Annotated in this window: 23 protein-coding genes; 10 read left to right on the top strand and 13 right to left on the bottom strand. The window is 64.9% G+C overall.

Annotated features, from left to right (window positions below; translation table 11 throughout):
• The first annotated feature begins 254 nt into the window (after window positions 1–254).
• Complete coding sequence (locus GGD61_RS29980; RefSeq protein WP_092257788.1) at window positions 255–1,226, top strand: SDR family oxidoreductase; 972 nt, start codon at window positions 255–257, stop codon at window positions 1,224–1,226.
• Between the two features lie 251 nt (window positions 1,227–1,477).
• Window positions 1,478–2,593: a S9 family peptidase gene (locus GGD61_RS29975; protein WP_092257444.1), complete on the top strand. Its 1,116-nt coding sequence runs from the start codon at window positions 1,478–1,480 to the stop codon at window positions 2,591–2,593.
• A gap of 18 nt (window positions 2,594–2,611) precedes the next feature.
• Here the strand turns inward: GGD61_RS29975 and GGD61_RS29970 are convergent, their stop codons facing one another.
• Window positions 2,612–3,118 carry a MarR family winged helix-turn-helix transcriptional regulator gene (locus tag GGD61_RS29970; protein WP_026202299.1) on the bottom strand — a complete coding sequence of 169 codons (507 nt, stop codon included), beginning with the start codon at window positions 3,116–3,118 and terminating at the stop codon, window positions 2,612–2,614.
• 401 nt (window positions 3,119–3,519) lie between these two features.
• Between GGD61_RS29970 and GGD61_RS29965 the strand changes: the two genes are divergently transcribed.
• Window positions 3,520–5,076 (top strand): porin, encoded by a 1,557-nt coding sequence (locus GGD61_RS29965; protein ID WP_092257785.1) that lies wholly within the window; start codon window positions 3,520–3,522, stop codon window positions 5,074–5,076.
• Window positions 5,077–5,395: 319 nt separating this feature from the next.
• On the opposite strand, the gene GGD61_RS29960 is transcribed toward GGD61_RS29965, so the two are convergent.
• From GGD61_RS29960 to GGD61_RS29950, 3 genes are all read right to left on the bottom strand, one after another.
• Window positions 5,396–5,866 (bottom strand): GcrA family cell cycle regulator, encoded by a 471-nt coding sequence (locus GGD61_RS29960; protein ID WP_092257442.1) that lies wholly within the window; start codon window positions 5,864–5,866, stop codon window positions 5,396–5,398.
• Window positions 5,867–5,938: 72 nt separating this feature from the next.
• On the bottom strand, window positions 5,939–6,136 hold the full coding sequence (locus tag GGD61_RS29955) for a hypothetical protein (protein ID WP_007603456.1): 198 nt from the start codon (window positions 6,134–6,136) through the stop codon (window positions 5,939–5,941).
• Window positions 6,137–6,336: 200 nt separating this feature from the next.
• Complete coding sequence (locus GGD61_RS29950; RefSeq protein ID WP_183231730.1) at window positions 6,337–7,278, bottom strand: acetamidase/formamidase family protein; 942 nt, start codon at window positions 7,276–7,278, stop codon at window positions 6,337–6,339.
• A gap of 185 nt (window positions 7,279–7,463) precedes the next feature.
• Here GGD61_RS29950 and GGD61_RS29945 point away from each other — a divergent pair, with 185 nt between their 5' ends.
• The 3 genes from GGD61_RS29945 to GGD61_RS29935 are packed head-to-tail and all read left to right on the top strand — an operon-like array spanning window position 7,464 to window position 10,240.
• Window positions 7,464–8,213 carry a YdcF family protein gene (locus GGD61_RS29945; protein ID WP_210311235.1) on the top strand — a complete coding sequence of 250 codons (750 nt, stop codon included), beginning with the start codon at window positions 7,464–7,466 and terminating at the stop codon, window positions 8,211–8,213.
• Between the two features lie 56 nt (window positions 8,214–8,269).
• Window positions 8,270–9,052, top strand: coding sequence for a DUF169 domain-containing protein (locus tag GGD61_RS29940; RefSeq protein ID WP_183231729.1), 783 nt, complete (start codon window positions 8,270–8,272; stop codon window positions 9,050–9,052).
• 9 nt (window positions 9,053–9,061) lie between these two features.
• Window positions 9,062–10,240, top strand: a complete 1,179-nt coding sequence (locus tag GGD61_RS29935) for a trans-acting enoyl reductase family protein (RefSeq protein WP_092257433.1) — start codon at window positions 9,062–9,064, stop codon at window positions 10,238–10,240.
• Between the two features lie 113 nt (window positions 10,241–10,353).
• On the opposite strand, the gene GGD61_RS29930 is transcribed toward GGD61_RS29935, so the two are convergent.
• A complete protein-coding gene (locus GGD61_RS29930) occupies window positions 10,354–11,550 on the bottom strand; it encodes an FAD-dependent monooxygenase (protein WP_092257430.1) in 1,197 nt (398 codons plus the stop codon).
• Window positions 11,551–11,697: 147 nt separating this feature from the next.
• Here GGD61_RS29930 and GGD61_RS29925 point away from each other — a divergent pair, with 147 nt between their 5' ends.
• Window positions 11,698–12,168, top strand: coding sequence for a MarR family transcriptional regulator (locus tag GGD61_RS29925; RefSeq protein WP_183231737.1), 471 nt, complete (start codon window positions 11,698–11,700; stop codon window positions 12,166–12,168).
• Here GGD61_RS29925 and GGD61_RS29920 read toward each other — a convergent pair.
• From GGD61_RS29920 to GGD61_RS29910, 3 genes are all read right to left on the bottom strand, one after another.
• Window positions 12,143–13,393: an O-antigen ligase gene (locus tag GGD61_RS29920; RefSeq protein ID WP_183231728.1), complete on the bottom strand. Its 1,251-nt coding sequence runs from the start codon at window positions 13,391–13,393 to the stop codon at window positions 12,143–12,145. The genes GGD61_RS29925 and GGD61_RS29920 overlap by 26 nt on opposite strands.
• 174 nt (window positions 13,394–13,567) lie before the next feature.
• Complete coding sequence (locus GGD61_RS29915; RefSeq protein WP_177237148.1) at window positions 13,568–15,115, bottom strand: undecaprenyl-phosphate glucose phosphotransferase; 1,548 nt, start codon at window positions 15,113–15,115, stop codon at window positions 13,568–13,570.
• 120 nt (window positions 15,116–15,235) lie between these two features.
• Window positions 15,236–16,369, bottom strand: a complete 1,134-nt coding sequence (locus GGD61_RS29910; RefSeq protein ID WP_092257417.1) for a glycosyltransferase family 4 protein — start codon at window positions 16,367–16,369, stop codon at window positions 15,236–15,238.
• Window positions 16,370–16,574: 205 nt separating this feature from the next.
• Here GGD61_RS29910 and GGD61_RS29905 point away from each other — a divergent pair, with 205 nt between their 5' ends.
• A complete protein-coding gene (locus tag GGD61_RS29905) occupies window positions 16,575–18,899 on the top strand; it encodes an exopolysaccharide transport family protein (protein WP_092257414.1) in 2,325 nt (774 codons plus the stop codon).
• 170 nt (window positions 18,900–19,069) lie between these two features.
• On the opposite strand, the gene GGD61_RS29900 is transcribed toward GGD61_RS29905, so the two are convergent.
• Entirely contained in the window at window positions 19,070–20,251 is a 1,182-nt protein-coding gene (locus GGD61_RS29900) for a GNAT family N-acetyltransferase (RefSeq protein ID WP_092257412.1), read from the bottom strand.
• A 127-nt stretch (window positions 20,252–20,378) separates the two neighbouring features.
• Here GGD61_RS29900 and GGD61_RS29895 point away from each other — a divergent pair, with 127 nt between their 5' ends.
• Window positions 20,379–21,422 (top strand): polysaccharide deacetylase family protein, encoded by a 1,044-nt coding sequence (locus tag GGD61_RS29895; protein WP_092257410.1) that lies wholly within the window; start codon window positions 20,379–20,381, stop codon window positions 21,420–21,422.
• Here the strand turns inward: GGD61_RS29895 and GGD61_RS29890 are convergent.
• Window positions 21,406–21,627: a DUF2842 domain-containing protein gene (locus tag GGD61_RS29890; protein WP_018320088.1), complete on the bottom strand. Its 222-nt coding sequence runs from the start codon at window positions 21,625–21,627 to the stop codon at window positions 21,406–21,408. The genes GGD61_RS29895 and GGD61_RS29890 overlap by 17 nt on opposite strands.
• Window positions 21,628–21,724: 97 nt before the next feature.
• Here GGD61_RS29890 and GGD61_RS29885 point away from each other — a divergent pair, with 97 nt between their 5' ends.
• Complete coding sequence (locus tag GGD61_RS29885; RefSeq protein WP_092257407.1) at window positions 21,725–22,807, top strand: COX15/CtaA family protein; 1,083 nt, start codon at window positions 21,725–21,727, stop codon at window positions 22,805–22,807.
• Here GGD61_RS29885 and GGD61_RS29880 read toward each other — a convergent pair whose 3' ends face one another.
• The 3 genes from GGD61_RS29880 to GGD61_RS29870 form a co-directional block, all read right to left on the bottom strand.
• The gene (locus GGD61_RS29880; RefSeq protein WP_092257781.1) at window positions 22,808–23,152 is read right to left on the bottom strand and encodes a hypothetical protein; all 345 of its coding nucleotides are present in this window, start codon (window positions 23,150–23,152) and stop codon (window positions 22,808–22,810) included.
• 207 nt (window positions 23,153–23,359) lie between these two features.
• The gene (locus GGD61_RS29875; protein ID WP_092257404.1) at window positions 23,360–24,640 is read right to left on the bottom strand and encodes an O-acetylhomoserine aminocarboxypropyltransferase; all 1,281 of its coding nucleotides are present in this window, start codon (window positions 24,638–24,640) and stop codon (window positions 23,360–23,362) included.
• Window positions 24,641–24,789: 149 nt separating this feature from the next.
• Entirely contained in the window at window positions 24,790–25,374 is a 585-nt protein-coding gene (locus GGD61_RS29870) for a CoA-binding protein (RefSeq protein ID WP_092257779.1), read from the bottom strand.
• Window positions 25,375–25,447 lie beyond the last annotated feature (73 nt).

The raw sequence follows: 25,447 nt of genomic DNA, 5'->3' as shown, positions 1-25,447 counted from the left end.
GCTATCGCGTGTGCTTCCGGCGACGATTGAGCAAGCGCCTCGTCCTTCGAGACAACCGCGTCGCGGTCTCCTCTCATCTGCAACGACCGCGTGGCGACTGCAGGCCAATAGTCCGCACGCCGAAATAATTGATGCCGAAGATTGCATCCCCGATCCGCTTTCATTTGCGGATGCGGCGCTGCTACATTTCGTGCGCGCGTCCGGCAAGCGGCGCTGTGAAGAAACATACCGACAAGGGAGGGGCCGAAAGTCCCATGAAGGATTTCGCAGGAAAGATCGCGGTCATCACCGGCGGCGGCACGGGAATGGGGCGCGAGCTCGCGCGGCAACTCGTTGCCGAGGGCTGCAATGTCGCGATGTGCGACGTCTCGCAAGCCGCGATGGCGGAGACCAAGCGGCTCTGCGAGATCGAGAAGCTGCCGCAAGGCCTGCGCGTCACGACGCATGTCGCCGACGTCTCGATCGAGGATCATCTGAAGCGTTTTCGCGACGAGCTCGCCGAGCAGCAGAAGACCGACAGGATCCATCTGCTGTTCAACAACGCCGGCATCGGCGGTGGCGGCAGCCTGTTCACCAACACGCGCGAGCAGTGGGAGCGCACCTTCAACATCTGCTGGGGCGGCGTCTATCTCGGCGTGCGCACCTTCCTGCCGATGCTGGTCGCGGCGGACGAGGCCCACATCGTCAACACCGCGAGCGTCAACGGCTTCTGGGCCTCGATCGGCATGGGCCAGGCGCACACCGCCTACAGCTCGGCCAAATTCGCGGTGAAGGGATTTACCGAAGCACTGATCAACGACCTCCGACTGCACGCCCCGCACGTCAAATGCTCGGTGGTGATGCCTGGTCACATCGGCACCTCGATCGTCTCCAATTCGCGCAAGGTGCAGAGCGCCGACGGGTCGGAGCGGCTCAACGCGGACGAGGTCGCGCTGACCCGCAAGCGCATGGTCGCGGCCGGCGTGCCGGATGCCGACAAGATGTCGGACGAGGACATCCAGGCGGCGTTCGCCGAGCGCGCCCGCAGCTTCCTGGAGGATGCGCCGACGACGGCGGCACAGGCCGCGAAGATCATTCTCGACGGGGTCAAGGCGGAGCGATGGCGCATCCTCGTCGGCGAGGACGCCAAGCGTCTCGACGAACGCGTGCGCGCTACGCCGGAGCAGGCCTATGACCGCGCCTTCTACGATAGCTTTACGCAGGAGGTCGGCTGGCGGCTCGGTTGAGATCGCCTCGAAAGGCGCGCGGATATAGGTATGATAATCATCATGGCAAGAGGTGCGCAGATAATTGTACGTGCCACCTCCTGCCAATGTTCATCGCCTCATGACGAATTGGAATGTCACGCATGCGAGGGGGTCGTTTCGTTCAAGCGATGGTGATCTCGAACGGCTCTCATTCGGTGCACGGCTGCTTGGTCGGTAAACTGAAATAGTTTAGTCAATCAGGGATAACGCGATGATAGAGCGTAGCTCCGATGATTCCCGCATGCCTCTCCGACGACTGGATCCTTTGCCCGGAGCGGGAGGACATCTCCGCTGAATTTACGCGGCTCTTGACCGCGGCCCAGGAGGGCGGCGCCACGATCGCCGAATGCCTGATGATCGCGCGGCAGCTGAAGCGCGGCGACGACCGGTCATGGCATCGCGAGTGGAAGAAGCTCGCGCAAGCCAATCGGCAGCGCGCAGAGGCCGCGTTCGCGGAAGGCCACATGGCGAGCGCGCAGCGCAACTGGCTGCGCGCCATGAACTACTACGGTGCGGCGGCGATGCCGCTCGACCCGGCCGACGAGCGCCGCTGGGTCGCGGTGCTCGCGATGCAGGAATGTGCCCGCCGCTACCTCGCGGCGCGCGGCCCGGCCGGCGAAGTCGTGACGATCCCCTGGCTCGACGGACATGCGTTGCAGGGCTATTTCCTTCCCGCGCCGTCGGGAAGCGGACGGGCTCCGACCGTGATCTGCATCGGCGAGCCCGGCCATCGCAAGGAGGAATTCCTGTTCAAGCTCGTGCCGCATGCGCGCGAGCGTGGATTCTCGATGCTGGCGCTCGACCTGTTCGGCGACCAGCGCGACGACTATCTCGACGCGCTGTTGCGGCGCCGGGATCTCGAGAGCGCGATTCCCGGCGTCATGGACTATCTGGAGACGCGCGGCGACATCGATTTCGCCCGGGTCGGGATCATCGCCGACGGCTGGGGCTCGTCCTTCGTAGCGCGCGCGGTGTTGCAGGAGCCGCGGCTTGCCGCCGCCGTCTGCGACGGCGGCCTGTGGGACCTGCACGAGCGGGCCTTCTTTGCCAGCCGATTTGCGATGAGCGACGTCAGCATCGTGCCGGTGCCGCATGCGCCGCTGATGGCCTCCAGCGCCGACTGTCCGGTGCTGATCACGCTCGGCGAGGACGGCTGGCTCAAGGCCGATCGGGCGCGTCAGATCGTCGAGAGCTCCCGGCTCGCCACCTCGGATGTCATGCTGAAGGTGTTCACCGCGGCCGAAACCGGCGCGGCGCAGGCCCATGCAGACAATCCGAGCCTTGCCAACGAATACATCTTCGACTGGCTCGAATCGCGGCTCGGCACCGCCGCGCGGCGGATCTGAGCGCGGGGCCCCAGGACCCTAGAAGTCGAGCGAGATCCGGACGCAGGCTTTCTGGAGGCGGTTCTTCAGCGTCGCGAGCTTGCCGGTGAATTCCGTCAATTCGTTCTCGTCGAACTCCTGGAAGACGAACTCGCGGATCGTCTTGTACTGCTCATTGAGGCTTGCAATGTGCTTCTGGGTCTTGTCGGTCAGTGACAGCCGGACCACCCTGGCGTCGGTCGGCGAGGGGCGACGGCGCAGCAGACCCTTCTTTTCGAGCAGCTTGGACTGGGTGGTGACGAAAGACGGATCGACGTGGAGGAGCTTGGAGACGACGTTGACCGGAATGCCGTCGTCCTTGTCGAGATCGGAGATGGCCATCAGGATCAGCCATTGCGGGCCGCTGATGCCGAGCGTCTTCGCCCAGAACTGACGCAGCTCCTCCAGATACATGTTGATCGACGATATCTCCCAGGTGAAGCGCCTGATGATATCCAGATTGCCGATCGAGCGCAGGCGCGCTCCTTCCTTCCTCGTCGCGGACACAGCGTCACTCCCGTGAACCGATTGTTCAGGCCGGTGTTCGTGGAGGGCCATAGTCCACGCAAGCCTGCTCTGACGCAAGTGCAGGGCAGGGTAATTTCGTCACTAAAACTACAAAGATGATCAGGTCAGCGATTGGCCCGGCCCCGGTGTTGCGCGCGGGGCACAGGCTTAGCGAAAACCGGAAAGCTGACTTAATAAAGTATTTTGATTAGTGAACGACGCAGGCATATTGGTCCTGACGGTGGGGGGTTCTCGATCGTCCCGTTGCAGGTGGTTCGCTCACGTTGCTCGCGTCGAAAGCGGGTGTGTCCGAAAGCGGCCGAGCGGATTGATGGAGACGGGGATCTTGGGGGGCCTCACGGTCCGGTCTCCGTAAAATGAGCAACTTGGAGGTTTTTGAGATGAAAGTGGTGAAGAGCCTTTTGCTCGGCACTGCGGCGGGTCTGATCGCCGTCGCTGGAGCCCAGGCGGCCGATCTTCCGGTCAAGGCCAAGGCAGTCGAGTACGTCAAGATCTGCACGCTGTACGGCGCGGGCTTCTACTACATCCCGGGCAGCGACACCTGCATCAAGCTCGGCGGCTATGTGCGTGCCGAAGTGGCGCTCAACGCCGGCGGCAATTACAGCGCCCAGTACAACGGCGTGTTCGCGGCCAACAACCGCCTCACCAACTACTACTCGATGCGCGCTCGTGAAGACCTCAACATCGACACGCGCACCGCGACCGAGTACGGCGTGGTCCGCACCTATTTCGACGCGGTCTTCACCTGGACGACCGGCAGCTATGGCGGGACCGGTTCGGGCACGGGGGCGACCCAGTACAGCGGCACGATCGGCCTCAACGCGGCCGGCACAGGCCTCACCGGCTCGAGCGGCGGCAACATCAACGGCACCGACGGCAATCTCTCCGGCGGCGCGCTCGGCGTCTACTACGCCTTCGTCCAGTTCGCCGGCTTCACCATGGGTAAGGCCGTGTCGCAGTTCGACGCGCCCTGGATCAACTATCCCGGCAACAATTTCGACCAGCTCGTCGGCGGCAGCGGCACCACCAACGGCGTGACCCAGTTCACCTACACTGCCGATTTCGGCCAGGGTGTGACGGCCGCGTTCTCGGCGCAGGACCAGACGCAGGTTTTCCAGACCAACATCTGGAACACCGCGGGCATGTCCACCACCGGCGTTCTCGGCGGTGCCTACGGCTCCAACGACCTCGGCGGCACCCGCTCGCCCGACCTCGTCGCCATGGTTCGCGTCGACCAGGCCTGGGGCCTGTTCCAGGCGTCGGTCGCCGCGCACGACAACCATGTCGCCTATTACGGTGCGACCGAAGTGACCGGTCATCCCGAAGACAAATGGGGCTGGGCCGTTCAGCTCGCGTTGGGCATCAAGAACATCCCGACCGGCGCCGGCGACGTGATCAACATCTCGGGCGTCTACACCGAAGGCGCCAGCCGCTACAACTTCCAGGAGCTGGCCGCGACCAGCTACTCGATGTTCGGCAGCTCGAATGCCGCCTATCAGAGCATCGGCTTCGCCGGCGTGTCCGACGCGGTGTTCGGACCGGGCGGCCAGCTCGAGCTGACCAAGACCTACGGCTTCCGGGGGGCCTTCACCCACAACTGGAGCCCGTACTGGAACACGGCGCTGTACGGCGCGTGGGCTGCGGTCAACTACAGCGGCACGGCGAAGAGCATGATCTGCGGCAGCGCGGCGTTCGCCACCCTGACCGGCTCCTGCAACCCGGACTTCAACATCGGCCAGGTCGGTGTCATCACCCGCTGGACGCCGGTGAAGAACCTGACCTTCTCGGCTGACTTCACCTACAGCCATCTCGACCAGAAGTACTCGGGCGTGATCACGACCGGAGCACTGACGGGCGTCGCCAAGCCGGCGGCGACCTACGAGCTGAAGGACCAGGACACCTACAGCATGCTGCTGCGCGCCCAGCGCAACTGGTAAGCTTAACGTCCCTCGATGCGACAGGGCCCCGGCGGGAGACCGCCGGGGCCTTTTGTTTGCGGAGATCTTCGCAATCCAACCGTCCGTGCGGCGGACGAAGACGAGCTATGCGATTCAATCGCCTCAGATTTATTTACTTACATGAGTTACTAAGCTATATGGTTCCAAGCCAAATACGAAAGTTGCGGCTCTTAGCTTCACGCTAAGCCTCCAGAAGCCTCCGGCGATGCCCCGCCGGAGGTTTTTCGTTTTTGGGAGGCACAGCGTTTTCGAACAAAGTGGATACCGGTTCGCGTCAAGAAAACGCGTCAAACAGATGCTACCCGCGCATCACGCGGGCGCGTCCGTTCGGTCGGTAGGCGAGGCGGCTGTGGCCGGCGCAATAGGGCTGAGCGTCGGGCGCGGCATTGCCGCAGAAGCAGAAATCCTCGGCGCCCGGCGTCGAGATCGGCCAACGGCAGCGGTTCTCGGCCAGCTCCATCAGCGAGCAGCGATTGGCGTCGTCAATCGGACCTGTGGCCACGGGTGCGTCGGTGTCGCCATAGATCGTGGCGAGCATCTCATATTGCAGCCGCGGCACGGCTCTCGGCGCCCGCGCCGGCCGGTCCTGAACCTTGCGCTCGTCGATGGTGCGGCCGCGCGTGAGATTGAGGCGGGACAGCTTGCCGATTACCGCGTTGCGGCTGACGCCGATATCGGCGGCGATCTCGCGGCAGGAGAGGCCGGCCTCGAAATGCCGCTTCAGAAGTTCGATGCGATCGTCGGTCCAGGTGGGTGAAAGAACAGGCATGTGTCACGGTCCCAGGTTGCAGATGTAGCCATCCGCCTTCCGAGATCCGTCCGCCTCACGTTCGGCGCGCGCTCACGTCCTGCCATTGTCGCGAATCGACAAAAGCCCGTCCTTGATGGCGAGACGGATGCCTTCCTCGATCAGGGTACGTGCGACGCCGGGAACGCTGGTGCCGTGGGTGCCCTGTCTCACCAGCTTCTCCAGGTAGGTGATGGTCGAGAGCGCCAAGGTTACGGGAATACGGTCAGTCTCGGCTTTTTCGGTGGCCATGGCCCGAACGCTAGCCTCTTACTCGGGTACATAAAAGTAACGATTAAGACTCTATTTAGGTTCGGGGATGGAAGTCAAATCCAGGCTGAGTTTGATGCTCAGAATATTGGAATCGCACAGGAAATTAGACGCGACGAGGCGCGCCGCGCGGGAGTCCCGGCGGCGGCGTGGCGTCGATAGGTCGGGAGGAGCGGGCCGGCTCAGCCGTGCACGATGGCCTTTTCGATCATGCAATGGATGCCCTTGGCGCCGTTGACGGTCTGGGTCACGCGCAGATCGGCCGCCAGGCTGCACAGCGTGTAGGCATCCTCGCGCGACAGGTTTCGCGTCTCGCCGAGCAGCGCGATCATGTCGCGTAACGCGCGCACGACGCACTGGTCGAGGTCGGGATCCATCGCCATGGTCATGTAGTGGGTCGCCGTCTCGGCGCGGGGATAGTCGAACTTCAGGTCCTTGCGCAGCGTCAGGCGGAAGTGGCCCTGCAGCGCGGTCTCGATCGCGGTGACGCAGACCTCGCCGTCGCCCTGCACGCCATGGCCGTCGCCGCAGGAGAACATCGCGCCCGGCACGAACACCGGCAAATAGAGCGTTGCGCCGGCGCCGAGCTCCTTGTTGTCGAGATTGCCGCCCATGGCGCGCGGGATCAGCGAGGAGATGCGGCCCCAGGCCGGCGGCGGCGACACGCCCATCACGCCGAAGAACGGCTTCAGCGGCAGGTCGAGGCCCCACGGCATACGGCCGACCATTCGCGTCCGGTCCAGCGGGATGTTCAGGATGCGCGTCTCGTGGAAATCGTCGGGCAGGGTGCCGGACAGCGGCTTGATCATGTTCCAGCCCCAATCCTGTCGGAGCTGGACGTCGAGGATCTCGACCGCGAGCACGTCGCCGGGCTCGGCGCCTTCGACCGCGATCGGGCCGGTGAGGATGTGGCCGGGCAGCATGCGCTCGTTGTTGGCATGAACCTCGAACACCTCGGGAGGAATGTGAAACTTGTCGCGATCGGGCAGCATGTCGGGGCCGCCGCTGATGGTGTCGACCGTCACCTCGTCACCGCTCGCGACGGTGAGCACGGGCTTGAGCGCGGCTTCGAAGAAGCCCCAATGGCAGGTTTTGGGGCTGGAATGCAGGTGGTGATGGGTCATTTGCCGCGTCCGGTCGCTTTCATCAGGCCGAGCTTGACCCGGCGATCGATCCTCTTTCAAGAAGATTTCTGAAGATCGCCGGGCAGGTCAAGCCCCGCGCGGACCGGCCAGTTCATTCCAGCGAGGCTCCCCTGTTTTTCGTGCTTTCCAAGACGCTTGGCACCGCGCTGCTGCCGATCAACTTCATGGTCGAGCTCGGTATCCTGTCGCTGGTGCTGATGGCGACGCGCTTTGCCGCGCTCGGCCGCAAGCTGGCGGTGACCACGCTGGTGCTGCTGGCGCTGGCGGCGTTCTCGCCGCTCGGCAATCTCCTGATCTACCCGCTGGAGTCGCGCTTTCCGGCGTGGGACCCCTCGCGCGGCGCGCCCGACGGCATCATCGTGCTTGGCGGCTCGGTCGACACCGATTTGTCGGCGGCGCATCGCGCGCCGGTGGTCGCGCACGCCGCCGATCGTCTGTTTGCGCCGGCCGAGCTCGCGCGCCGCTATCCGAATGCGCGCATCGTCTTTACCGGGGGGACGGCGAACCTGGTCTCGACCGACGCGAGGGAGGCCGACTACTCCGCGCCGATCCTCGAAAATCTCGGCATACCGAAGCAGCGCCTCATCCTGGAGCGGAGCTCCCGCAACACCTGGGAGAATGCGATCTTCACGAAAGAGTTGGTGGCGCCGAAGCCGGGCGAGCGCTGGCTGCTGGTGACGTCGGCCTTTCATATGCCGCGCTCGATGGGAATCTTCCGCAAGGCCGGATTTGACGTCGAGGCCTATCCCGTGGACTGGCGGATGGGCGGCCGTGACGATCTCTTCTCCTTCACCAATATGGGCGCGGACGGGCTGGGCCGAACCGAAGTTGCTGTGCGCGAGTGGATCGGCCTGGTGGCCTACCGTCTGATGGGCCGGACCGGCGAGTTGCTTCCGGGACCGGGCAAGGACTAGAACGAGAACCGTAAAACAAGAACACACGGCGCACGATCGCCGGGCCGGAGGAAGCCATGCAACAGCAGAGTGCAGACAGCATCGATCTTGGCGGCCTCGTCGCCGATCTCAACAGCCTGCTGCGGCTGAAGACGACAGTGATCGGCATGAAGCTGTTCGCGCAAGCGGCAGAGATGGAGGCGATCCCGAAAATCCGGCGGCCGAATGCGATCCACACCACGGACCAGATCGTCAGCATGGCCGCGCGCCTGGGCTGGACCGTCGGCATCACCGCCGATGACCTTGCCGGCGCGCAATGCCGCGCGGTGATCGGCCTTGCGCCGCAGGACGACAAATGGCTCGCCGGCGAGAATTATGTCGGGGTCTGGCACGGCACCGCGGAGGACGCGCGCAAGCGCCAGGAGGCGCTGGACGTGGTTCCGTTCGGACACTATGAGGCGCTTGCCGTCAGTCCGCTCGCGAGCGGACGGCTCGATCCGCCGGACATCTGCCTGGTCTATGCGACCCCCGGGCAGATGATCATCCTGATCAACGGGCTGCAATATACCGGCTACAAGAAGTTCGAATGGGGCGTCGTCGGCGAGACGGCTTGCGCGGATTCCTGGGGCCGGGCGCTCAAGACCGGGGAGCCCAGCCTGTCCTTGCCATGCTATGCCGAACGGCGCTATGGCGGCGTGCCGGACGAGGAGATGCTGATGGCCTTGAAGCCTTCGCATCTCGCCAAGGCAATTGAAGGCATGAAGGCGCTGGCCAAAAACGGCCTGCGCTATCCGATCCCGCCCTATGGCATTCAAAGCGACGTCCGCGCCGGCATGGGCGTAAGTTACGCGAAAAAGTAAAGGCCGATCATGAGCTCTGCGAAATTCGACATCGTCGTCTACGGCGCGACCGGTTTCACCGGCCAGCTCGTCGCCGAGTATCTGGCGGCACATTACAGGGACGACAAGGCGCTGACATGGGCGATGGCGGGCCGTAGTCTCGACAAGCTCAAATCGGTGCGTGACGCGATCGGCGCGCCCGCGGATACGCCGCTGATCGTGGCGGATGCGTCGAACGCTCCCTCGCTGAAGGCGATGGTGGCGCAGACCAGATCGGTGATCACGACGGTCGGTCCGTACCAATTCTATGGCGAGGACCTGCTCGCGGCCTGCATCGCTGCGGGCACAGACTATTTCGATCTCTGCGGCGAGCCGGTCTGGATGCGGCAGATGATCGACAAGTACGATGCGGCGGCCAAGGCGAGCGGCGCGCGCATCGTGTTTTCCTGCGGCTACGATTCCGTGCCGTTCGAGCTTGGCACGTTCTTCGTGCAGGAAGAGGCCAGGCGCGTGTTCGGTGCGCCGGCTGCGCGCGTCAAGGGCCGCGTGCGCGACATGCGCGGCACCCTGTCGGGCGGCACCGCGGCGAGCGCGAAAGCGACCTTCGATGCTGTCGCCAAGGATCTCAGCCTCGTCGCCATTCTCAACGACCATTTTGCGTTGACGCCCGGATTTACCGGTCCGAAGCAGCCGAAAGGCAACAGAGCGGCCTACGAGGAGGATCTGCAATCCTGGGCCGCGCCGTTCATGATGGCACTGATCAACACGCGCAACGTCCATCGCTCCAACATGCTGATGGGCTTTCCCTACGGCCAGGACTTCGTCTACGACGAGATGGTTCTGACCGGTCCCGGCGAGAAGGGCGAGGCCAACGCCAAGCGCGTGATGGCGGTCAATGCCGAGAAGACCGGCCCGAACGCGCCGAAGCCGGGCGAGGGGCCGTCGAAGGAAGAGCGCGAGAACGGACTCTTCAATTTGCTTTATGTCGCGATCGCGCCGGACGGCCGCCAGGTCCGCGCCGGCGTCACCGGCGACCGCGATCCCGGCTATGGTTCGACCTCGAAGATGATCTCCGAATGCGCGATCTGCCTGCTCCGCGACGCGGGGGACGTTCCGGCCGGGTTCTGGACCCCGGGCGCAGCGATGCAGCACAAGCTGATCAAGCGGCTGCGGGACAATGCGGGGCTGACGTTCACCGTGGAGAGCTAGCTCGGTGCCGTAGGGTGGGCAAAGCGAAGCGTGCCCACCATTGTCGCGATTAGGACGAGATCGTGGGCACGGCGCTTTGCGCCTTTGCCCACCCTACGGCAGCGTTCGTGCCGCTACGCTGCCCGCGCGTCATATGCGTACATGAAATCCATGTTCTTTGATCCCAACGGCAACAACAATTTGATCATCTGATTCCTGATCCACGCGCCGCCGGCGCTGAATTCGCGCTTGCTGTTGCCGTTGCGGCGCGCCATGGCGACGATCTTCTCGGTGCGCGGGCGGCGCTCCGCCTCGAATGCCCTAAAGGTGGCGCCGAGCTCCTGGCCCTCCTGCATCAGGCGGGCAAGCCGCATCGCGTCCTCCAGCGCCAGCGAGGCGCCCTGGCCGGCGTGAGGGCTGGTCGCGTGCGCGGCATCGCCGATCAGCAGCGAGCGCTTGCGCGACCAGGTCGGCAGGGTCGCGACGTCGAGCGTGTCGGTGACGACGATGTTCTCGGCGGCCTCGATGATATCAGGGATCGGGTCGTGCCAGCCGCGGTGGAAGCCGCGCAGATGCTGCTTCAGCGTCGACGGGTCGAGCGCGCGGAACATCGCCGCGTCCATGCCCTGCGCGGGCTGCGTGCTCCACCACATCACGCCGTCCGTGGGATCGGGGCTGCAATAGCCATAGCCGAAGAAGCCGCTCTGGCCGAACGTGGTCTCGACGTGCCGGCCGATCGGCCTGCCGTCGAGGGCGGCGTGCGGCACGAAGCCGCCGAAGCCGATCAGTCCGGTGTTGAAGGGTTGCGGTCCGTCCGGCACCACCTGTCGACGTGTGATCGAGTGCACGCCGTCGGCGCCGATCAGGAAGTCACCCTCGGCCGTGGTGCCGTCGGCGAAATAGGCGATGATCGGCTGGTCGCCGCGGTCCTCGATCTTGATCAAGCGCTTCTCGAAATAGAGCGAAACGCAGGCGCACCAGGCCTTGTCGATCAGGATCTCGTTCAGCGTGGCGCGGCAGACGTTCACCGCGGGCTGCCCGAAGCGCCGCTCCATGTCGCGGTTGATCGAGCCGAGCCTCGCGCCGCCCTGCGAATAGAAGTCGAAGGATTCGGCGATCGAGCCTCGGCTGATCAATTCATTCGCCAGCCCGATCTCGTCCAGCACATGCATGCCGTTCGGCGCGATCTGCAGCCCGCCGCCGATGCCCTTGGAATAGGGCCAGGCCTCGTAGATCGCGGACTCGATGCCGGCGCGGCGCAGCAGGATCGCGGCCACGGGGCCGGCAATGCCGGCGCCGATAATCAGGGCCTTGCGGGGACGATAGGACATGGCTTGCTCCCGACGTTTCCGTGGTGCTAGGAGGAATTACGGTCGCTAAATCTCTTAGTGACTAAGATATATATCGCCTAAGATATGAGGTCGGCCTTGTCAAGGACGAAGGCGCGCGCTGCGCTGCTGCAGGAGCTCGAGGAGGCGATGCGCAGGTCGTCGGCGCAGGGCGTGCTCTATGGGCAAACCGTTGCCAACGTTGCCGGAATTGCCAATTCCGATCTCGAATGCATGGACATCCTGTATCTCGAGGGACGCGTCACCGCAGGGAGGCTCGCCGAGGTCACGGGCCTCACGACGGGCGCCATCACCGGCGTGGTCGACCGGCTCGAAAAGGCCGGCCTGGTGCGCCGTGAGCGGGATGAGAAAGATCGCCGCAAGGTCTTCATCGCCGTCGTGCCGGACGCGGCGATGAAGATCGGCCAATTCTACGTGCCGATGCAGCAGGCGATGGAGAAGGTATTCGGCGGCTATTCCGACGAGGAATTGCGGCTGCTGCTGCGTTTCGCCAACGAAGGCTACAAGGGTGTGCTCGCGGCGACGGAGGCCTTGAAGGGCCTGCTCGACACGCCGCCGGAAAAGCGGCCGGCCCTCAAGCTGAAGAAGCTTCGTCGCTAATTTTGTAGATCTGCGCGGCCGCGATCATGCCCCACATCGCGCCCAGCATCATCCAGAAGTGCCGCCAGTGGTCGGTGTCGATCACGAAGCTTTCGCCGACGGTGCCGACGAAGGCGGAGAACACTGCGAGATAAGCACGCTGCCAGGGCACCGGGACGAAGATGTGCCGGAAGCCCATGATGACGGTGGTGAAGACCAGCGCGGGATAGCACACGCCGGAGAGCCATCCGCCGGACATGAAGGCGTTGAGATAGGAATTGTGGGTGTCCTCGGGGAAGAAACGGTGGAATTGCAGCGGGCCGATGCCGAACGGCAGGTCGAGCGCCATCTCCGCACCCAGGATGTGGCGGCCGAAGCGGCCGAAGCGGCCCTCGTCGTAGCTCTGGTCGAAGCTGGCGCGCTGCTTGAACATCTCGGCGGTGGAATCGAACGACAGCAGCACCGCGATCAGCGCGAGCCCCAGCACCGCGGCCACGATCGCCATGATGATGATGCGCGAGCGCTGCGCGTTGGTGCGGCTGGTCAGCACCATCAGCGCCAGCATGAAGGCGGAGGTCAGCACCAGGCCGCCCCAGGCGGCGCGTGAGAAGGCGAGCAGGATCGCGAGCGACATGATGCCGAAGGCGATGACGTTGCGGAACGCCTTCCCCAGCTTGTCCGAGACCACGCTCTGGAGCGCGAACAGCGCGGGCAGGATCAGGAAGGCGCCGAGCACGTTCGGGTCCTTGAACGTGCCGCGCGCGCGGCCATAGAGCGTGAGCAGGTCGTTGCCGCCGGGCACCAGGTGGAAATAGCCGGCGACCGCCAGCAGCGAGGCGATCATCGCGCCGACCACGAGGCCGCGGCGGAGCATGTCGAGCCGGGCCGCAGTATCCTCGGACGTGACCATCGCGAAGAACACCACGGTCACCGCCATGTACCAGGAGGTCGCGATCCAGCTCACCACCTCGGACTGCTCGAACAGCGGGATCGCGCTGATCGTGTAGCCGACATTGAGCAGGACCAGCATCAGCACCAGCGGCATCAGCGCGAGCCGCAGCCGCAGTCCGGTGGCGAAGAACGTGACGGCCGCGAGCAGCGTCATGATCTCGTAGGGGCTCGGCTCGATGAAGACGACCGCGCCGGAGGCGCCGACCAGCCACACCAGCGCACGCTGCAGCGCCAGCACGCCGGGCGCAGCCGGTACGGCAACGTTCACTCCACCGGCTGTCGTCGCATACGCCATCACATGCTCATACGCTTACGCTACTCACACGCCACAAACACGGCTGTCATCGCCCGGCTCGACCGGGCGATCCAGTACGCCGTGGCGGCCATTGCGCAAAACAGCTGCCGCTGCGGCGTACTGGATGCCCCGTTCCAGTGCGCAAGCGCGCACAAGCCGGGGCATGACGGAAGCTCAATACGCGTTCTCGTTCTTGGTCAGCAGCGAGATCGGCGTCTTCAGGAGAATGTAGAGGTCGAACAGCACCGACCAGTTCTCGATGTAATAGAGGTCGAACTCGACGCGCTTCTGGATCTTCTCTTCGTTGTCGATCTCGCCGCGCCAGCCATTGATCTGGGCCCAGCCGGTGATGCCCGGCTTGACGCGGTGGCGGGCGAAATAGCCGTCGACGGCCTCGTCGAACAGCCGGCTCTGCAGCTTGCCCTGCACCGCGTGCGGGCGCGGGCCGACCAGGGAGAGATTGCCGGAGAAGACCACGTTGAAGAGCTGCGGCAGCTCGTCGAGACTGGTCTTGCGGATGAAGCGGCCGACGCGGGTGACGCGCGGATCGTTCTTGGTCACGACCTTGGATGCGGTCGGATCGGCCTGATGATGGTACATCGACCGGAACTTGTAGACGTCGATGCGCTCGTTGTTGAAGCCGAAGCGCTTCTGGCGGAACAGCGCCGGACCGGGGCTGTCGAGCTTCACCGCCAGCGCCACCAGGCCCATCACCGGCAGGGCCGCGAGCAGCGCGAGGCTGCCGACGACGCGGTCGAACAGCCATTTCATCACCAGATCCCAGTCGGTGATCGGCGCCTCGAACACGTCGAGCGTCGGCACCTCGCCGAGATAGGAATAGGAGCGGGGCCGGAAGCGCAGCTTGTTGGTGTGCGCGGAGAGGCGGATGTCGACCGGCAGCACCCAGAGCTTCTTCAGCATTTCCAGGATGCGCGTTTCCGCCGAGATCGGCAGCGCGAACAGCACGAGATCGACACGGGTGCGGCGGGCGAATTCGACGATGTCGTCGACCTTGCCGAGCTTGCGCGCGCCGGCGCAGGTGTCGAGCGCGCGGCTGTCGTTGCGGTCGTCGAACACGCCGAGCACGTGGATGTCGGAATCCTCCTGCGCCTTCAGCGCTTCGACCAGCTGCTCGCCATTGCTGTCGGAGCCGACGATGATGGTGCGGCGGTCGAGCCGGCCCTGGCGCGCCCAGCCGCGCACCAGCGAGCGCAGCACCAGGCGTTCGGCGAGCAGCGCGGCGAGACCGAGGAAGTAAAAGGCGGCAAGCCACAGCCGCGAGATTTCGCTGCCGTATTTGGCGAAGAAGGAGATGCCGATGAACAGCAGGAAGACGAACGACCAGGACGAGATCATCCGTGTCATCTGCCGGAGCTGACCGCGGAACAGCTGCACTTGATAGATGTCGGCGGCCTGGAAGCAGACCACGGCGGCGATCGATACGGCGATGACTTCCGCGGGATAGACCCAGCTGAAGCCGGAGAGCGGCATGACATAGCCGACATAGAGCGCGATACCGACGAGGCTGAGCAGCGCGAAGTCGGCCACGCGCACGAAACCGGCGATCACGATCGGCGAATAGGCGCGGGCGACCTTCTGGTTGACGACGTCGAGGGCTGCGGGTGAGAGCCGGCGGCGGCGCTCCACGAAGGGTTGGTCAGCGGGCTTGGCCGCGGCGCTGGTCGCGGCATCGAGCATCGAGCGTGCGTTGAGCGGTTCCACGGGCTTCCACGTCCATTTCAAGCACCCGCGGGCCAATAGCGTTGGCGCCCCGGGCGCCATCCCCTGGTCCTTCGATTATCGAACAAATCGGAAGATTTTCTAAAGCGGGCTTAAGGATGGTTAATGATTGGCAAATGCGTCGCGATAGCCGGCGATCACGCCGTCGACCATGGCGGCTTGCGAGAAATGCGCCGAGATGCGTTCGCGCAAGGACACGGCGCGCTGCGCGGTGGTCTGGGGATCATCGAGCGCCGCGGCAATCGCCTCGGCCATGGCCTCGGAATTGCTCGGCGCGAACAGGGCCGGACTGTCGGAGCCGAAGATCTCGGGAATGCCGCCGATGCGGGAAGCGATCATGGGAATGCCGGCCGCGCCGGCCTCGATCACGACATAGGGCATGGAATCGCCGCGCGAGGGGACGACCAGCAGCCGCCCCTTGGAGAAGCCGTAGCGCGCCTTGACGTGACCGATGAAGCGGATCGCATGGGTGAGGCCGAGCTTCTCGACCTGCGCCTTCAGCGCCGCGGTTTCCTCGCCGTCGCCGCCGAGCGTCAGCGTGACCTTCTTGCCGCCCTCGTGCAGGCGCGCCACGGCATCGACCAGGAGATCGGCGCCCTTGATGTGCCTGAACTCGCCGACATAGGCGAGGTCGGTGGCATCGTCGGTGGTCACGACGGGCTCGAATTCCTCGGGCGTGACGCCATTGAAGACGCAATGCACCACGCCCTTGGGCGTGCCGACGATGCGTTGATAGGTGTCGCGGGCGAACGCGCTCTCGAACAGGAACAGATCGGTCGCGTCCATCAGCGTCCGCTCCAGCCGCGCGTAAAACTCACCCTTGAAGGTGTTGAGGGGATAGTGCAGCGAGCCGCCATGCGGCGTGTAGATGCGGATGGTGTCGTCGGAGCGTCGCCGCATGCGGATGAAGGCGCCGGCCTTGGCACCGTGGCCGTGCATGACGTCGGGCTTGAGCGTGGCGATCAGGCGCCGCATGCGAAGCCAGACCAGGACATCGTCCGGCGACGGCTCGCGGCGGATCGCGAGCCGGTGCACGCCGAGCTTCAGCCGCGGCGCGAGCTCGGCAAGGGCCTTGTCGGCGCGCTCGCCGCCGGTGAGACTGTCGGCGAGAATGCCGACATGGTGGCCGCGATCGACCTGGCCGTTGGCGACGTCGAGGATGTGGCGGAAAATGCCCCCGACCGGAGCACGCACGGCGTGCAGGATACGAAGCGGCCGGTCAGGAGAGGGGGGCATGAATCAAAACCAGCGCGCGACGGCGAATGCCGAACAATTCCGAGGAAAATATCGAGACGGATTAAGGGGCCTCGTGGTTAACAAACGGTGACGAGTGCGCCTGCGCACGTCGCCGCATGCCGCGATTAACCCAGCGGCAACCTTAATGGAGTGTAATCGCCACGGTTGAGGTAGCTTAGTGGCGTTGCCCCTGCGGGAGTGTTCGATGCGTTTAGCGTTCTGGCGTGCCGGCAAGGACAAGGCCGTGGTTGCGCGAGCCGTCTCAAAGGCCAAACCCGAAGTCGCGCCCAAGGCTGAGACCAAGCCTGAGACCAAAGTCGAGGCCAAGGCTGAAGTCAGGCTTGAAGCAAAGCCTACGCCGATCGTCACCAAGCAGGCACAAGTCGAATCCGGCGATATCGATCTGCACGCGCTCGGCGCGGCATTGGCGCGCAAGCGCGGCTGGATCATCGTGCCGACGGTGCTGGCGCTCGTCGCCTCCGTTGCCGTCGTCAATCTCGTCACGCCGCGCTACAAGTCCGAAGCGCGCATCCTGATCGATGGCCGCGAGAACGTGTTCCTGCGTCCGAGCAGCGACCGCACCGAGGAGCGGCAGGCGCTCGACGCCGAGGCCGTCACCAGCCAGGTGCAGCTGGTGCTGTCGCGCGATCTGGCGCGGGAGATCATCAAGAAGAACAAGCTCGCCGAACGCCCCGAATTCGATCCCGTGCTGCAAGGCATCTCGCCGCTGAAGTCGCTGGCCGCGATGATCGGTATCGGCCGCGATCCGTTCTCGATGACGCCGGAAGAGCGCGTGCTCGATGCCTATTACGATCGTCTCCAGGCCTACGCCGTCGACAAGTCGCGCGTGATCGTGGTCGAATTCCAGTCCGCCGATCCGGACCTTGCAGCGCGCGTCGCCAATTCGATCGCCGACGGCTACCTCGTGCTCCAGCAGGGCGCGCGCCAGGAGCAGGCCAAGAACGCCAGCCAGTGGCTCGCCGGCGAGATCGAGAGCCTGCGCAAGAAGGTCTCCGACGCCGAGGCCAGGGTCGAGGACTTCCGCTCCAAGTCGAGCCTGTTCGTCGGCACCAACAACACCACGCTGTCGAACCAGCAGATGGGCGAGGTCAACACCCAGCTCAACAATGCGCGCGCGCTGAAGGCAGATGCGGAATCCAAGGCGCGCCTGATCCGCGAGATGCTCCAGAGCGGCAAGCCGATCGAGGCCTCCGAGGTCGTGAACTCCGAGTTGATGCGGCGGTTGTCCGAGCAGCGAGTCACGCTGCGTGCGCAGCTCGCCGAGCAGTCGTCGACACTGCTTGGCAATCACCCCCGGATCAAGGAGCTGAAGGCGCAGCTTGGCGATCTCGACAATCAAATCCGCGACGAGGCGGCCAAGATCTCCCGCTCGCTGGAAAGCGACGCGCGCATCGCCGGCGGCCGGGTCGATGGCCTGACCGTGAGCCTCGAGCAGCTCAAGAAGCAGGCGACCTCGACCAACGGCCAGGACGTCCAGCTCCGCGCGCTGGAGCGCGAGGCCAAGGCGCAGCGCGATCTGCTCGAGACTTATCTCGCCAAGTACCGCGAGGCCAATACCCGCGAGACCATCGACACGGCGCCGACCGACGGCCGCATCATCTCGCGCGCCATCGTCTCGAACACGCCGGCCTATCCGAAGAAGCTGCCGATCGTGCTGATCGCGACGATCGCGACGCTGCTGCTCTCGTCCGGCGTCGTCGTCACCGGCGAGCTGTTGCGCCAGACCGCGCCGCGCACGGTGGCCGCGTTCGGCCCGGTGCAAACGCAGGCACCGCTGCGCCAGGAACCGGTCGTCCAACCTGTCGTCCAGCCAGTTGTCCGGCCCGAGGTCGAGCCGATCGCCGATCCGGTCATGGCGGAGACCGCGCCGCTTCAGCCGGAGATGACCGATGATGCCGAGGTCACCGAATTCACCGAGATCGAGAATCTGGCCGGCAGCCTGCGCGCCGCGGGCGCGGCGGCGAGGAAGATCACGGTGCTCGGCACCGCTTCCGGCGAAGCCATTACGCTGTCGACGCTGACGCTCGCCCGGCATCTGGCGCGCGAGGCGCGCGTCGTCGTGGTCGATCTCGCCGCGTCCTCGCCGACGATTGCCGCGGTGTCGGTCGATGCTTCGGCGCCCGGCCTTGCCGAGCTGATGCAGGGCGAGGCGTCGTTCGCGCAAATCATCACCCGGGACAAGCTGTCGCGGTTGCATCTCGTCATGGCCGGCCGTCCCGGCTTCGACCGCAGCGTGCTGCAATCGCCGCGGGTGACGCTCGCCATCGACGCGCTGCTGCGCGCCTATGATCACGTGCTGATCGACGCCGGCAGCGCCTCCGACCTTCCGGCCGAGCTGCTGACGGCGCATGCCCGCGCCGTCGTGGTGCCCGATGCGTCGATGACGGCGGATGCGCGTACGCTGATGTGCGAGCAGCTGAGGGCGGTCGGCTTCAGCGAGGTGACGATGTTGAGCAAGCCGGTGCAGGCTTCGGGTGCGGTGGATGCGCCCCGCGTGGTGGCGGCGTAGGCTTCTTCTTTCTCTCTCCGCACACGCGAAATCGTAGGGTGGGCAAAGGCGCACTTGCGCCGTGCCCACGGCCTGTCCGATACGGTAACAAAAGACGTGGGCACGCTTCGCTTTGCCCACCCTACGATACTTGCCTTGCAGGAGCAGGGCAGCTTGCGAGCTGTGAATTCTTACCCGAACGCCTGCCGCAGCCGTCTGGCCAGATCAAACAGCATCTGGTTCTGCTTCACCAGCCGCTTGCCGTGGCTGAGAGATGACATCGCCATCGCTGCGAGTTTTCCGCGGGAGGTCAGCGGAACAAAACTGTCGAAGATATCTTCGTCGTCCTTGCAGAACATCCGCTTGTAGTCGTCCGAACCGATGCCGAGGTCGAGGGAGCGGTAGCCGCGCTCGCCGTAGCGATCGATGATGTAGCGCATCAGGATCAGGCCGGGGCTGTAGCGTGCGTGCTCGGACATCGTGTAGGTGTTGAACATCATCGAGAAGCGCTGGCCGTCGGCGACGCCGGCATAGATCGCGATCACCTCGTCGTCGCATTCGAGCGCGTGGATGTCGATGACGCGGCCTTCGCCGCGCGGCGCGAGGCAGGCGCTGCGGATGAACTGTTCGACCCCGGGCTCGGCGAAGACGTTCGGGAGCTTCTGTTCGGCCATCCGCGCCGGCTTGACGCGGAAGAACCAGTCGAGCAGGCGGGTGACGTCGGCATCGGACGTCGCCAGATGATAGCGATAGCCGGCGAGGTGCTGGAGCTTCTTTTCCTTGCTCTTGAGGCGGCGGCGGAACGAATTGCTGATCCGCGATGGCGGCGGGCCGCCGGGCTCCATCACCAGCTGCGGGCAGCCGTTGATCGCGCTCTGTCGCGGCAGCAGCGCAAACGGGTTCGGCCGGTCGCGCCAGCGCAGCGGTTGCTGTGTCAGCGCGAGCACGTCGGCATGTTCGCGCAGCGGCGCCAGCAGTTCTTCGAGATCGGCGGCGCTGGTCTGTGCGGCGCACGCGGCATCCCACAGGCCCATGTTGAAGGTCGTGTGCTTGCCGCCCATGAAAGCGGCCGTGCGCACGCCGTGGCTCTGGCGCAGCGAGAGCGGCAGCAGCAGCACCGGCTTGCGATCGGCGTCGCGACCGATCACGACGAAGGGCCGCGCGCCCTCGCGCTCGCCGACCAGTCGCTGCCAGGGGCTCAGCAGATCAAACCGCTGATAGGGCGTGAAGAGATGGCCGGGCTCCTCGAAGGCGCGCCAGACCGCCTCGGCGGCGCCGAGATCGGTGACGATATCGACATGCGCGATACGGCTCGCTTTCGACCGCGCTGGCGCTTCTGCCGTCCGGCTTTGCATCGCCGCAGCCATGGTCATTCGCGAAACCTGTCGAGAAATCAAAATAGACGTAATTCGGCCTGTGGCCGACCTTTGCAAAGAAATGTCAACAAAGGGTAAGGACAATGGAGAGGGAACGGCGCCCTGGGGGCGCGAAGGTGGGATCTTGGCATCCGACGACAGATGGCTGGAACGGCTGCGCCTCGAGCTGGCCTGGTTCACCGGCCAGGCCGCGCTGCGCAGCCGAGGTGCCGGCGCCATCCTGCGCTTTGCGCGGGTGCGGCCACGGCGGGGCGGCGGGTTTCAGCCGCTGTGCGCGAACGAGATCACGCCGCAATTTCTCGACCGTGCCATTCGCGCGTTGAAGCGCTGGAACTACGATTTTCTCGGCATGGACGAGGTCTGCCGGCGCGCGGTGACACTGCCGGAGAAACGGCGTTTCGTGGCGCTGTCCTTCGATGGTGCCAACAAGGATCTCATCGACTTCGCCTATCCGGTGCTGACGCATCACGCCGTGCCCTTCACGGTCTACGTGCCCACCGCGTTTCCCGATGGTGTCGGGCAGGCCTGGTGGCTCGGGCTCGAACAGGTGATCGCGCGCGAGAGCCGCATCAGCCTGATGATGGGCGAGAGGGAGCAGCGCTTCACCGTCACCGGCAATACCGAGAAGCAGGCGCTGTTCTCGCATCTCGAGAGCTGGCTGCACTCGCTGTCACCGGCGGATCTATCGGCCGCGATCGCCGATCTCTGTACGCGCTACCGCATTGATCTTGCCGCGCTCTCGCGCGAGGCGTCGATGGATTGGGAGGATCTGGCGAACCTGGCTGCCGATCCACTCGTCACGATCGGCAGCGCGACCGTGAACTATCCCGTTCTCGCCAACATGAAGGACAGTGCGGCGCTGCGCGAGATGGCGATGGGCAGGGCCGTTGCCGAAGCCGCTTTCGGCCGCGATGTCAGGCATCTCGCCTTTCCGTTCGGCGACCGCACCTCGTTCCGGCGCAGCCACGTCGTGATGGCGGAGGAGGCCGGCTTTGCCAGCGCGGTGTCGACGATCCCGGGCATCGTGGACGCGGAGGGGCGGACCAATCTGCGCGCGCTGCCGCGGATTTCCTGGGATGGCCGCGTGCGCTCGCTGCGCATGTTGCGCGTACTGGTGTCGGGTGTTGCGTTTGCGCCGGTGAGGCCGACCGCTACGAGCCAGACTTGACGCGATCAGGCCGCTGCATCCAGCTCACGATCGGCATCGCCGGCAGCACCCAGCCCATGCCCACGACCACGTAATAGATCGCCTGCCGCCAGCCGGACTCGGCGATCCACGGCATCTGCGCCGCCGCCATGCCGAGCAGGGCCCAGACCGTGGCCAGCACGAGGAGCAGGATGGCGCCGAGGAACTTGCGGGTGCGGATCGTCATGACGGACTACTAGCGGCTTTCGCGTAACTTGCGCTGCGGGAGCGGGGGACTATAAGGGGCACGCAGTCCGGTTCAAGCCCTGGTTTTAACCTCTGAAATGACGACGAATTCTGTCCCAACCAACCCGCATCGCGCCGTGCGCTGGTGGCTGATCTCGGTCGCCGCACTGATCGCGCTGATGGTGCTGGTCGGCGGCGCGACGCGGCTGACGGAATCCGGCCTTTCGATCGTCGAATGGAAGCCGGTCACGGGCAGCGTGCCGCCACTGTCGGAGGCGCAGTGGACCGAGGCGTTCGAGGCCTACAAGAAGATCCCGCAATATCGCGAGCTCAATGCGGGGATGAGCCTGTCCGAGTTCAAGCAGATCTTCTGGTGGGAGTGGAGCCACCGGCTGCTCGGTCGTTTCATCGGCGTCGCCTATCTCTTGCCGTTCCTGTTCTTCCTGTGGCGCGGTGGCCTGTCCGGTGAATTGAAGCGCAGGCTGTGGCTGCTGTTCGCGCTTGGCGGGCTCCAGGGCGCGGTCGGCTGGTGGATGGTGGCCTCGGGCCTGACGGGACGGGTCGAGGTGTCGCAATATCGGCTGGCGACGCATCTCGTGCTCGCGCTGCTGATCTTCGCTGGCATTGTCTGGACGGTGCGGCGGCTCAAGGAGCGGCCGCAGATCGCAGCACCGGCGCGGCTGCGCTTCACGAGCGCGCTGCTGCTCGTCGTGACGTTCGTGCAGATCTATTTCGGCGCACTGGTTGCGGGCCTGCGCGCGGGGCGCGCCTACAACACCTGGCCGCAGATCGACGGCGCGTTCATTCCCTCGGCCGAGCGGCTGTGGTTCGAGACGCCGTGGTGGCGCAACATGTTCGACAATGTGCTGACGGTGCAGTTCGAGCACCGCATGACCGCCTATGCGCTGTTCGCGCTGGCCGCGCTCCACGCGGTCGACGCGGTGCGCTCGCGCGCAGGTGCAGCGGCAAGCGGCGCGCTCTGGCTGCTCGCGGCGGTGAGCCTGCAGGCGGTGCTCGGCATTCTCACGCTGCTCAACCAGGTGCCGATTGATCTCGCGCTGTCTCACCAGGCGGTCGCAATCGTCGTGCTGACGCTTGCGGTGATGCAGGTGGAGCGGCTCGCTTCGCGGCGACCTGCGGAGGCGCAGCCGCGCGCGGTTCCAGTTGGCCAGCCCGGCTGATCAGCAATAGCCGTAGATGCCGCACGAATAGGGCAGGCGCCAGAAATAATCGGCCTGCTTCCCACCGTAATACGCACCCTGATAGTCGTAGCTCCAGGGGCGGCCATAATAGCCCGGCAGGGTGTGCGAGCCCGGCAGCAGCGGTGTGCCCGGCAGGTTACGGATGTAGCTGCCGACGCCATAGGCCGGCGAGATCAGCGCATCCGGATCGGTATCGACATAGACCTGCGGCGGCTCCTGCGGTGGAACTGCGGCCCGCCGCTTCGGCGTGGCCGGCAAGTCGGCGGCAACGGCGGCTGAAACCGTCAGCATCGCCGCAAGGGCAGGCACCATCCAGCGCAGCATCGTCGGCTCCGAATCAAAGGGGCGATCCAAAGACGATGTATGGGGCAGATATGGTTAATGATCGTTAACTGACGGTCGCCAAAGCGACCGTCATTCCGGGGCGGTGCAAAGCACCGAACCCGGAATCTAGAGATTATGATGCTACGTCTGATGCTACGTCGAGATTCCGGGCTCGCGCTGCCGCGCGCCCCGGAATGACGGCGGTGACTACGCCCCCAGCGCCTGTTCCAGATCGGCGATCAGGTCTTCCTTGTCCTCGATGCCGATCGAGAGCCGCACCACGTCGGGGCCGGCGCCGGACTTCACCTTGGCGGCGTCGTCGAGCTGGCTGTGCGTGGTCGAGGCCGGGTGGATCACCAGTGAGCGGGTGTCGCCGACATTGGCCAAGTGCGAGAACAGCTGCAGTTTCGACACCAGGCTGACGCCGGCGTCATAGCCGCCCTTCAGGCTGAAGGTGAACACGGCGCCTGCGCCCCGCGGCGCGTATTTGCGCGCGAGCTGGTTGTACTTGTCGCTCGCAAGGCCGGCATAGCTGACCGACGCCACCGCCGGATGGCCGGCGAGGAATTCGGCGATCGCCTTGGCATTGTCGCATTGCTTCTGCATGCGCAGCGGCAGCGTCTCGATGCCGGTCAGGATCATGAAGGCGTTGAACGGCGACAGCGCGGGGCCGAGGTCGCGCAAGCCCAGCACGCGGCAGGCGATCGCGAAGGCGAAATTGCCAAAGGTCTCCTGCAGCCGGATGCCGTGATATTCCGGTCGCGGCTCCGACAGCATCGGATATTTGCCGCCGGTCGACCAGTCGAAGGTGCCGGCATCGACGATGATGCCGCCGAGCGAATTGCCGTGACCGCCCAGAAACTTCGTCAGCGAGTGCACGACGATGTCGGCGCCGTGGTCGATCGGACGGATCAGGTAGGGCGAGGCCAGCGTGTTGTCGACGATCAGCGGCACGCCCGCCTTCCGGGCCACCGTCGAGATTGCCTCGATGTCGGTGATGCTGCCGGCGGGATTGGCAATGGACTCGATGAAGATCGCTTTGGTGCGCGGCGTCACCGCGCGCTCGAAGCTCGCGACGTCGTCGGGATCGGCCCACACCACGTTCCAGCCGAAGCTCTTGAAGGCGTGCGTGAACTGGTTGATCGAGCCGCCATAGAGTTTTCGCGCAGCGATGAACTCGTCGCCGGGCTGCATCAATTGCTGCAACACCACGACCTGCGCGGCATGGCCCGAGGCCACCGCAAGTGCGGCCGTGCCGCCTTCGAGCGCGGCGACGCGCTCTTCCAGCACGGCGTTGGTGGGATTGCCGATACGGGTATAAATGTTGCCGAACGCCTGCAGACCGAACAGCGAGGCGGCGTGGTCGGCATCGTTGAACACGAACGAGGTCGTTTGATAAATCGGCGTCGCGCGCGCACCGGTGGTGGGGTCGGGCTGTGCACCGGCATGCACGGCGAGGGTTGAAAATCCCGGAAGGCGATCGCTCATTGAGGGCGTCCTGTTCTCTTGGTCTGAAATCGCGCGGCATGCTGATGGGCGCCGCGCTCGCCGTCAAGGCGCCGCTTCACGTCAAGACCATTTGGGAATGATCTTGCTACGCATTGTCGCGTTGGCAAAATGAATCCCTCGCAATTGCGTCAGCTTTGCTCGGTCTTGTTTTTGGCCGCGCGATCGGAGGCCGCAGTGTCGCCGCCGCCGACACTCATCCGATTGAGGGATAGCCGCATGCCTTGCGTCGGTGCCGGCGCGCGCTTGGAGCTGAGCGTGCGCGAATTCACGCCCATCCAGGAGATCTCGGATGACAGGCGGCCATATTCGATCTTGGGGCAGCGATTCATCACCACCTTGATACCGACCGATTCCGCCTTCGCCGCCGCTACGTCATCGCGCGCGCCGAGCTGCATCCAGATCACCTTCGGCAGCGGGTCGAGCGTGAGCGCCTCTTCGACGACAGGCATGATGTGGCTGGAATTGCGGAAGATGTCGATCATGTCGATGGGACGGCCGATGTCGGAGAGCGAGGCGATAAAGGGTTTGGCGAGCAGCTCCTTGCCGACATGGCCGGGATTGACCGGGATCATGTCGTAGCCGCGCTGCGCCAGATATTTGAACGCGAAATAGCTCGGTCGCACGTTGACCGGCGAGGCGCCGACCATCGCGATCGACTTCACGGTGTTGAGGATGGCGCGGATGTAATTGTCGGAATAGGCGTCGTGGTTCATGTGATCCTTCATTCGTCATTCCGGGCGGCTCGAAGAGCCGACCCGGAATCTCGAGATTCCGGGTTCGATGCTT

Origin of the sequence: Bradyrhizobium sp. SBR1B, assembly GCF_014198205.1 — a bacterium.
Classification (GTDB): Bacteria; Pseudomonadota; Alphaproteobacteria; order Rhizobiales; family Xanthobacteraceae; genus Bradyrhizobium.
Note: the sequence above shows the minus strand (reverse complement) of the source record. Positions and strands in the feature narration are given on the sequence as shown.

Bases quoted from the DNA above. Each gene is read 5' to 3' on its own strand.
- GGD61_RS29885 (WP_092257407.1), top strand. From the start codon at position 21,725: ATGACGACGAATTCTGTCCCAACCAACCCGCATCGCGCCGTGCGCTGG.
- GGD61_RS29925 (WP_183231737.1), top strand. From the start codon at position 11,698: ATGCGCAGGTCGTCGGCGCAGGGCGTGCTCTATGGGCAAACCGTTGCC.
- GGD61_RS29875 (WP_092257404.1), bottom strand. From the start codon at position 24,640: ATGAGCGATCGCCTTCCGGGATTTTCAACCCTCGCCGTGCATGCCGGT.
- GGD61_RS29940 (WP_183231729.1), top strand. From the start codon at position 8,270: ATGCAACAGCAGAGTGCAGACAGCATCGATCTTGGCGGCCTCGTCGCC.
- GGD61_RS29980 (WP_092257788.1), top strand. From the start codon at position 255: ATGAAGGATTTCGCAGGAAAGATCGCGGTCATCACCGGCGGCGGCACG.
- GGD61_RS29975 (WP_092257444.1), top strand. From the start codon at position 1,478: ATGATTCCCGCATGCCTCTCCGACGACTGGATCCTTTGCCCGGAGCGG.
- GGD61_RS29920 (WP_183231728.1), bottom strand. From the start codon at position 13,393: ATGGCGTATGCGACGACAGCCGGTGGAGTGAACGTTGCCGTACCGGCT.
- GGD61_RS29960 (WP_092257442.1), bottom strand. From the start codon at position 5,866: ATGCCTGTTCTTTCACCCACCTGGACCGACGATCGCATCGAACTTCTG.
- GGD61_RS29890 (WP_018320088.1), bottom strand. From the start codon at position 21,627: ATGACGATCCGCACCCGCAAGTTCCTCGGCGCCATCCTGCTCCTCGTG.
- GGD61_RS29930 (WP_092257430.1), bottom strand. From the start codon at position 11,550: ATGTCCTATCGTCCCCGCAAGGCCCTGATTATCGGCGCCGGCATTGCC.
- GGD61_RS29870 (WP_092257779.1), bottom strand. From the start codon at position 25,374: ATGAACCACGACGCCTATTCCGACAATTACATCCGCGCCATCCTCAAC.
- GGD61_RS29905 (WP_092257414.1), top strand. From the start codon at position 16,575: ATGCGTTTAGCGTTCTGGCGTGCCGGCAAGGACAAGGCCGTGGTTGCG.
- GGD61_RS29900 (WP_092257412.1), bottom strand. From the start codon at position 20,251: ATGACCATGGCTGCGGCGATGCAAAGCCGGACGGCAGAAGCGCCAGCG.
- GGD61_RS29880 (WP_092257781.1), bottom strand. From the start codon at position 23,152: ATGCTGCGCTGGATGGTGCCTGCCCTTGCGGCGATGCTGACGGTTTCA.
- GGD61_RS29965 (WP_092257785.1), top strand. From the start codon at position 3,520: ATGAAAGTGGTGAAGAGCCTTTTGCTCGGCACTGCGGCGGGTCTGATC.
- GGD61_RS29950 (WP_183231730.1), bottom strand. From the start codon at position 7,278: ATGACCCATCACCACCTGCATTCCAGCCCCAAAACCTGCCATTGGGGC.
- GGD61_RS29945 (WP_210311235.1), top strand. From the start codon at position 7,464: ATGGTCGAGCTCGGTATCCTGTCGCTGGTGCTGATGGCGACGCGCTTT.
- GGD61_RS29955 (WP_007603456.1), bottom strand. From the start codon at position 6,136: ATGGCCACCGAAAAAGCCGAGACTGACCGTATTCCCGTAACCTTGGCG.
- GGD61_RS29910 (WP_092257417.1), bottom strand. From the start codon at position 16,369: ATGCCCCCCTCTCCTGACCGGCCGCTTCGTATCCTGCACGCCGTGCGT.
- GGD61_RS29935 (WP_092257433.1), top strand. From the start codon at position 9,062: ATGAGCTCTGCGAAATTCGACATCGTCGTCTACGGCGCGACCGGTTTC.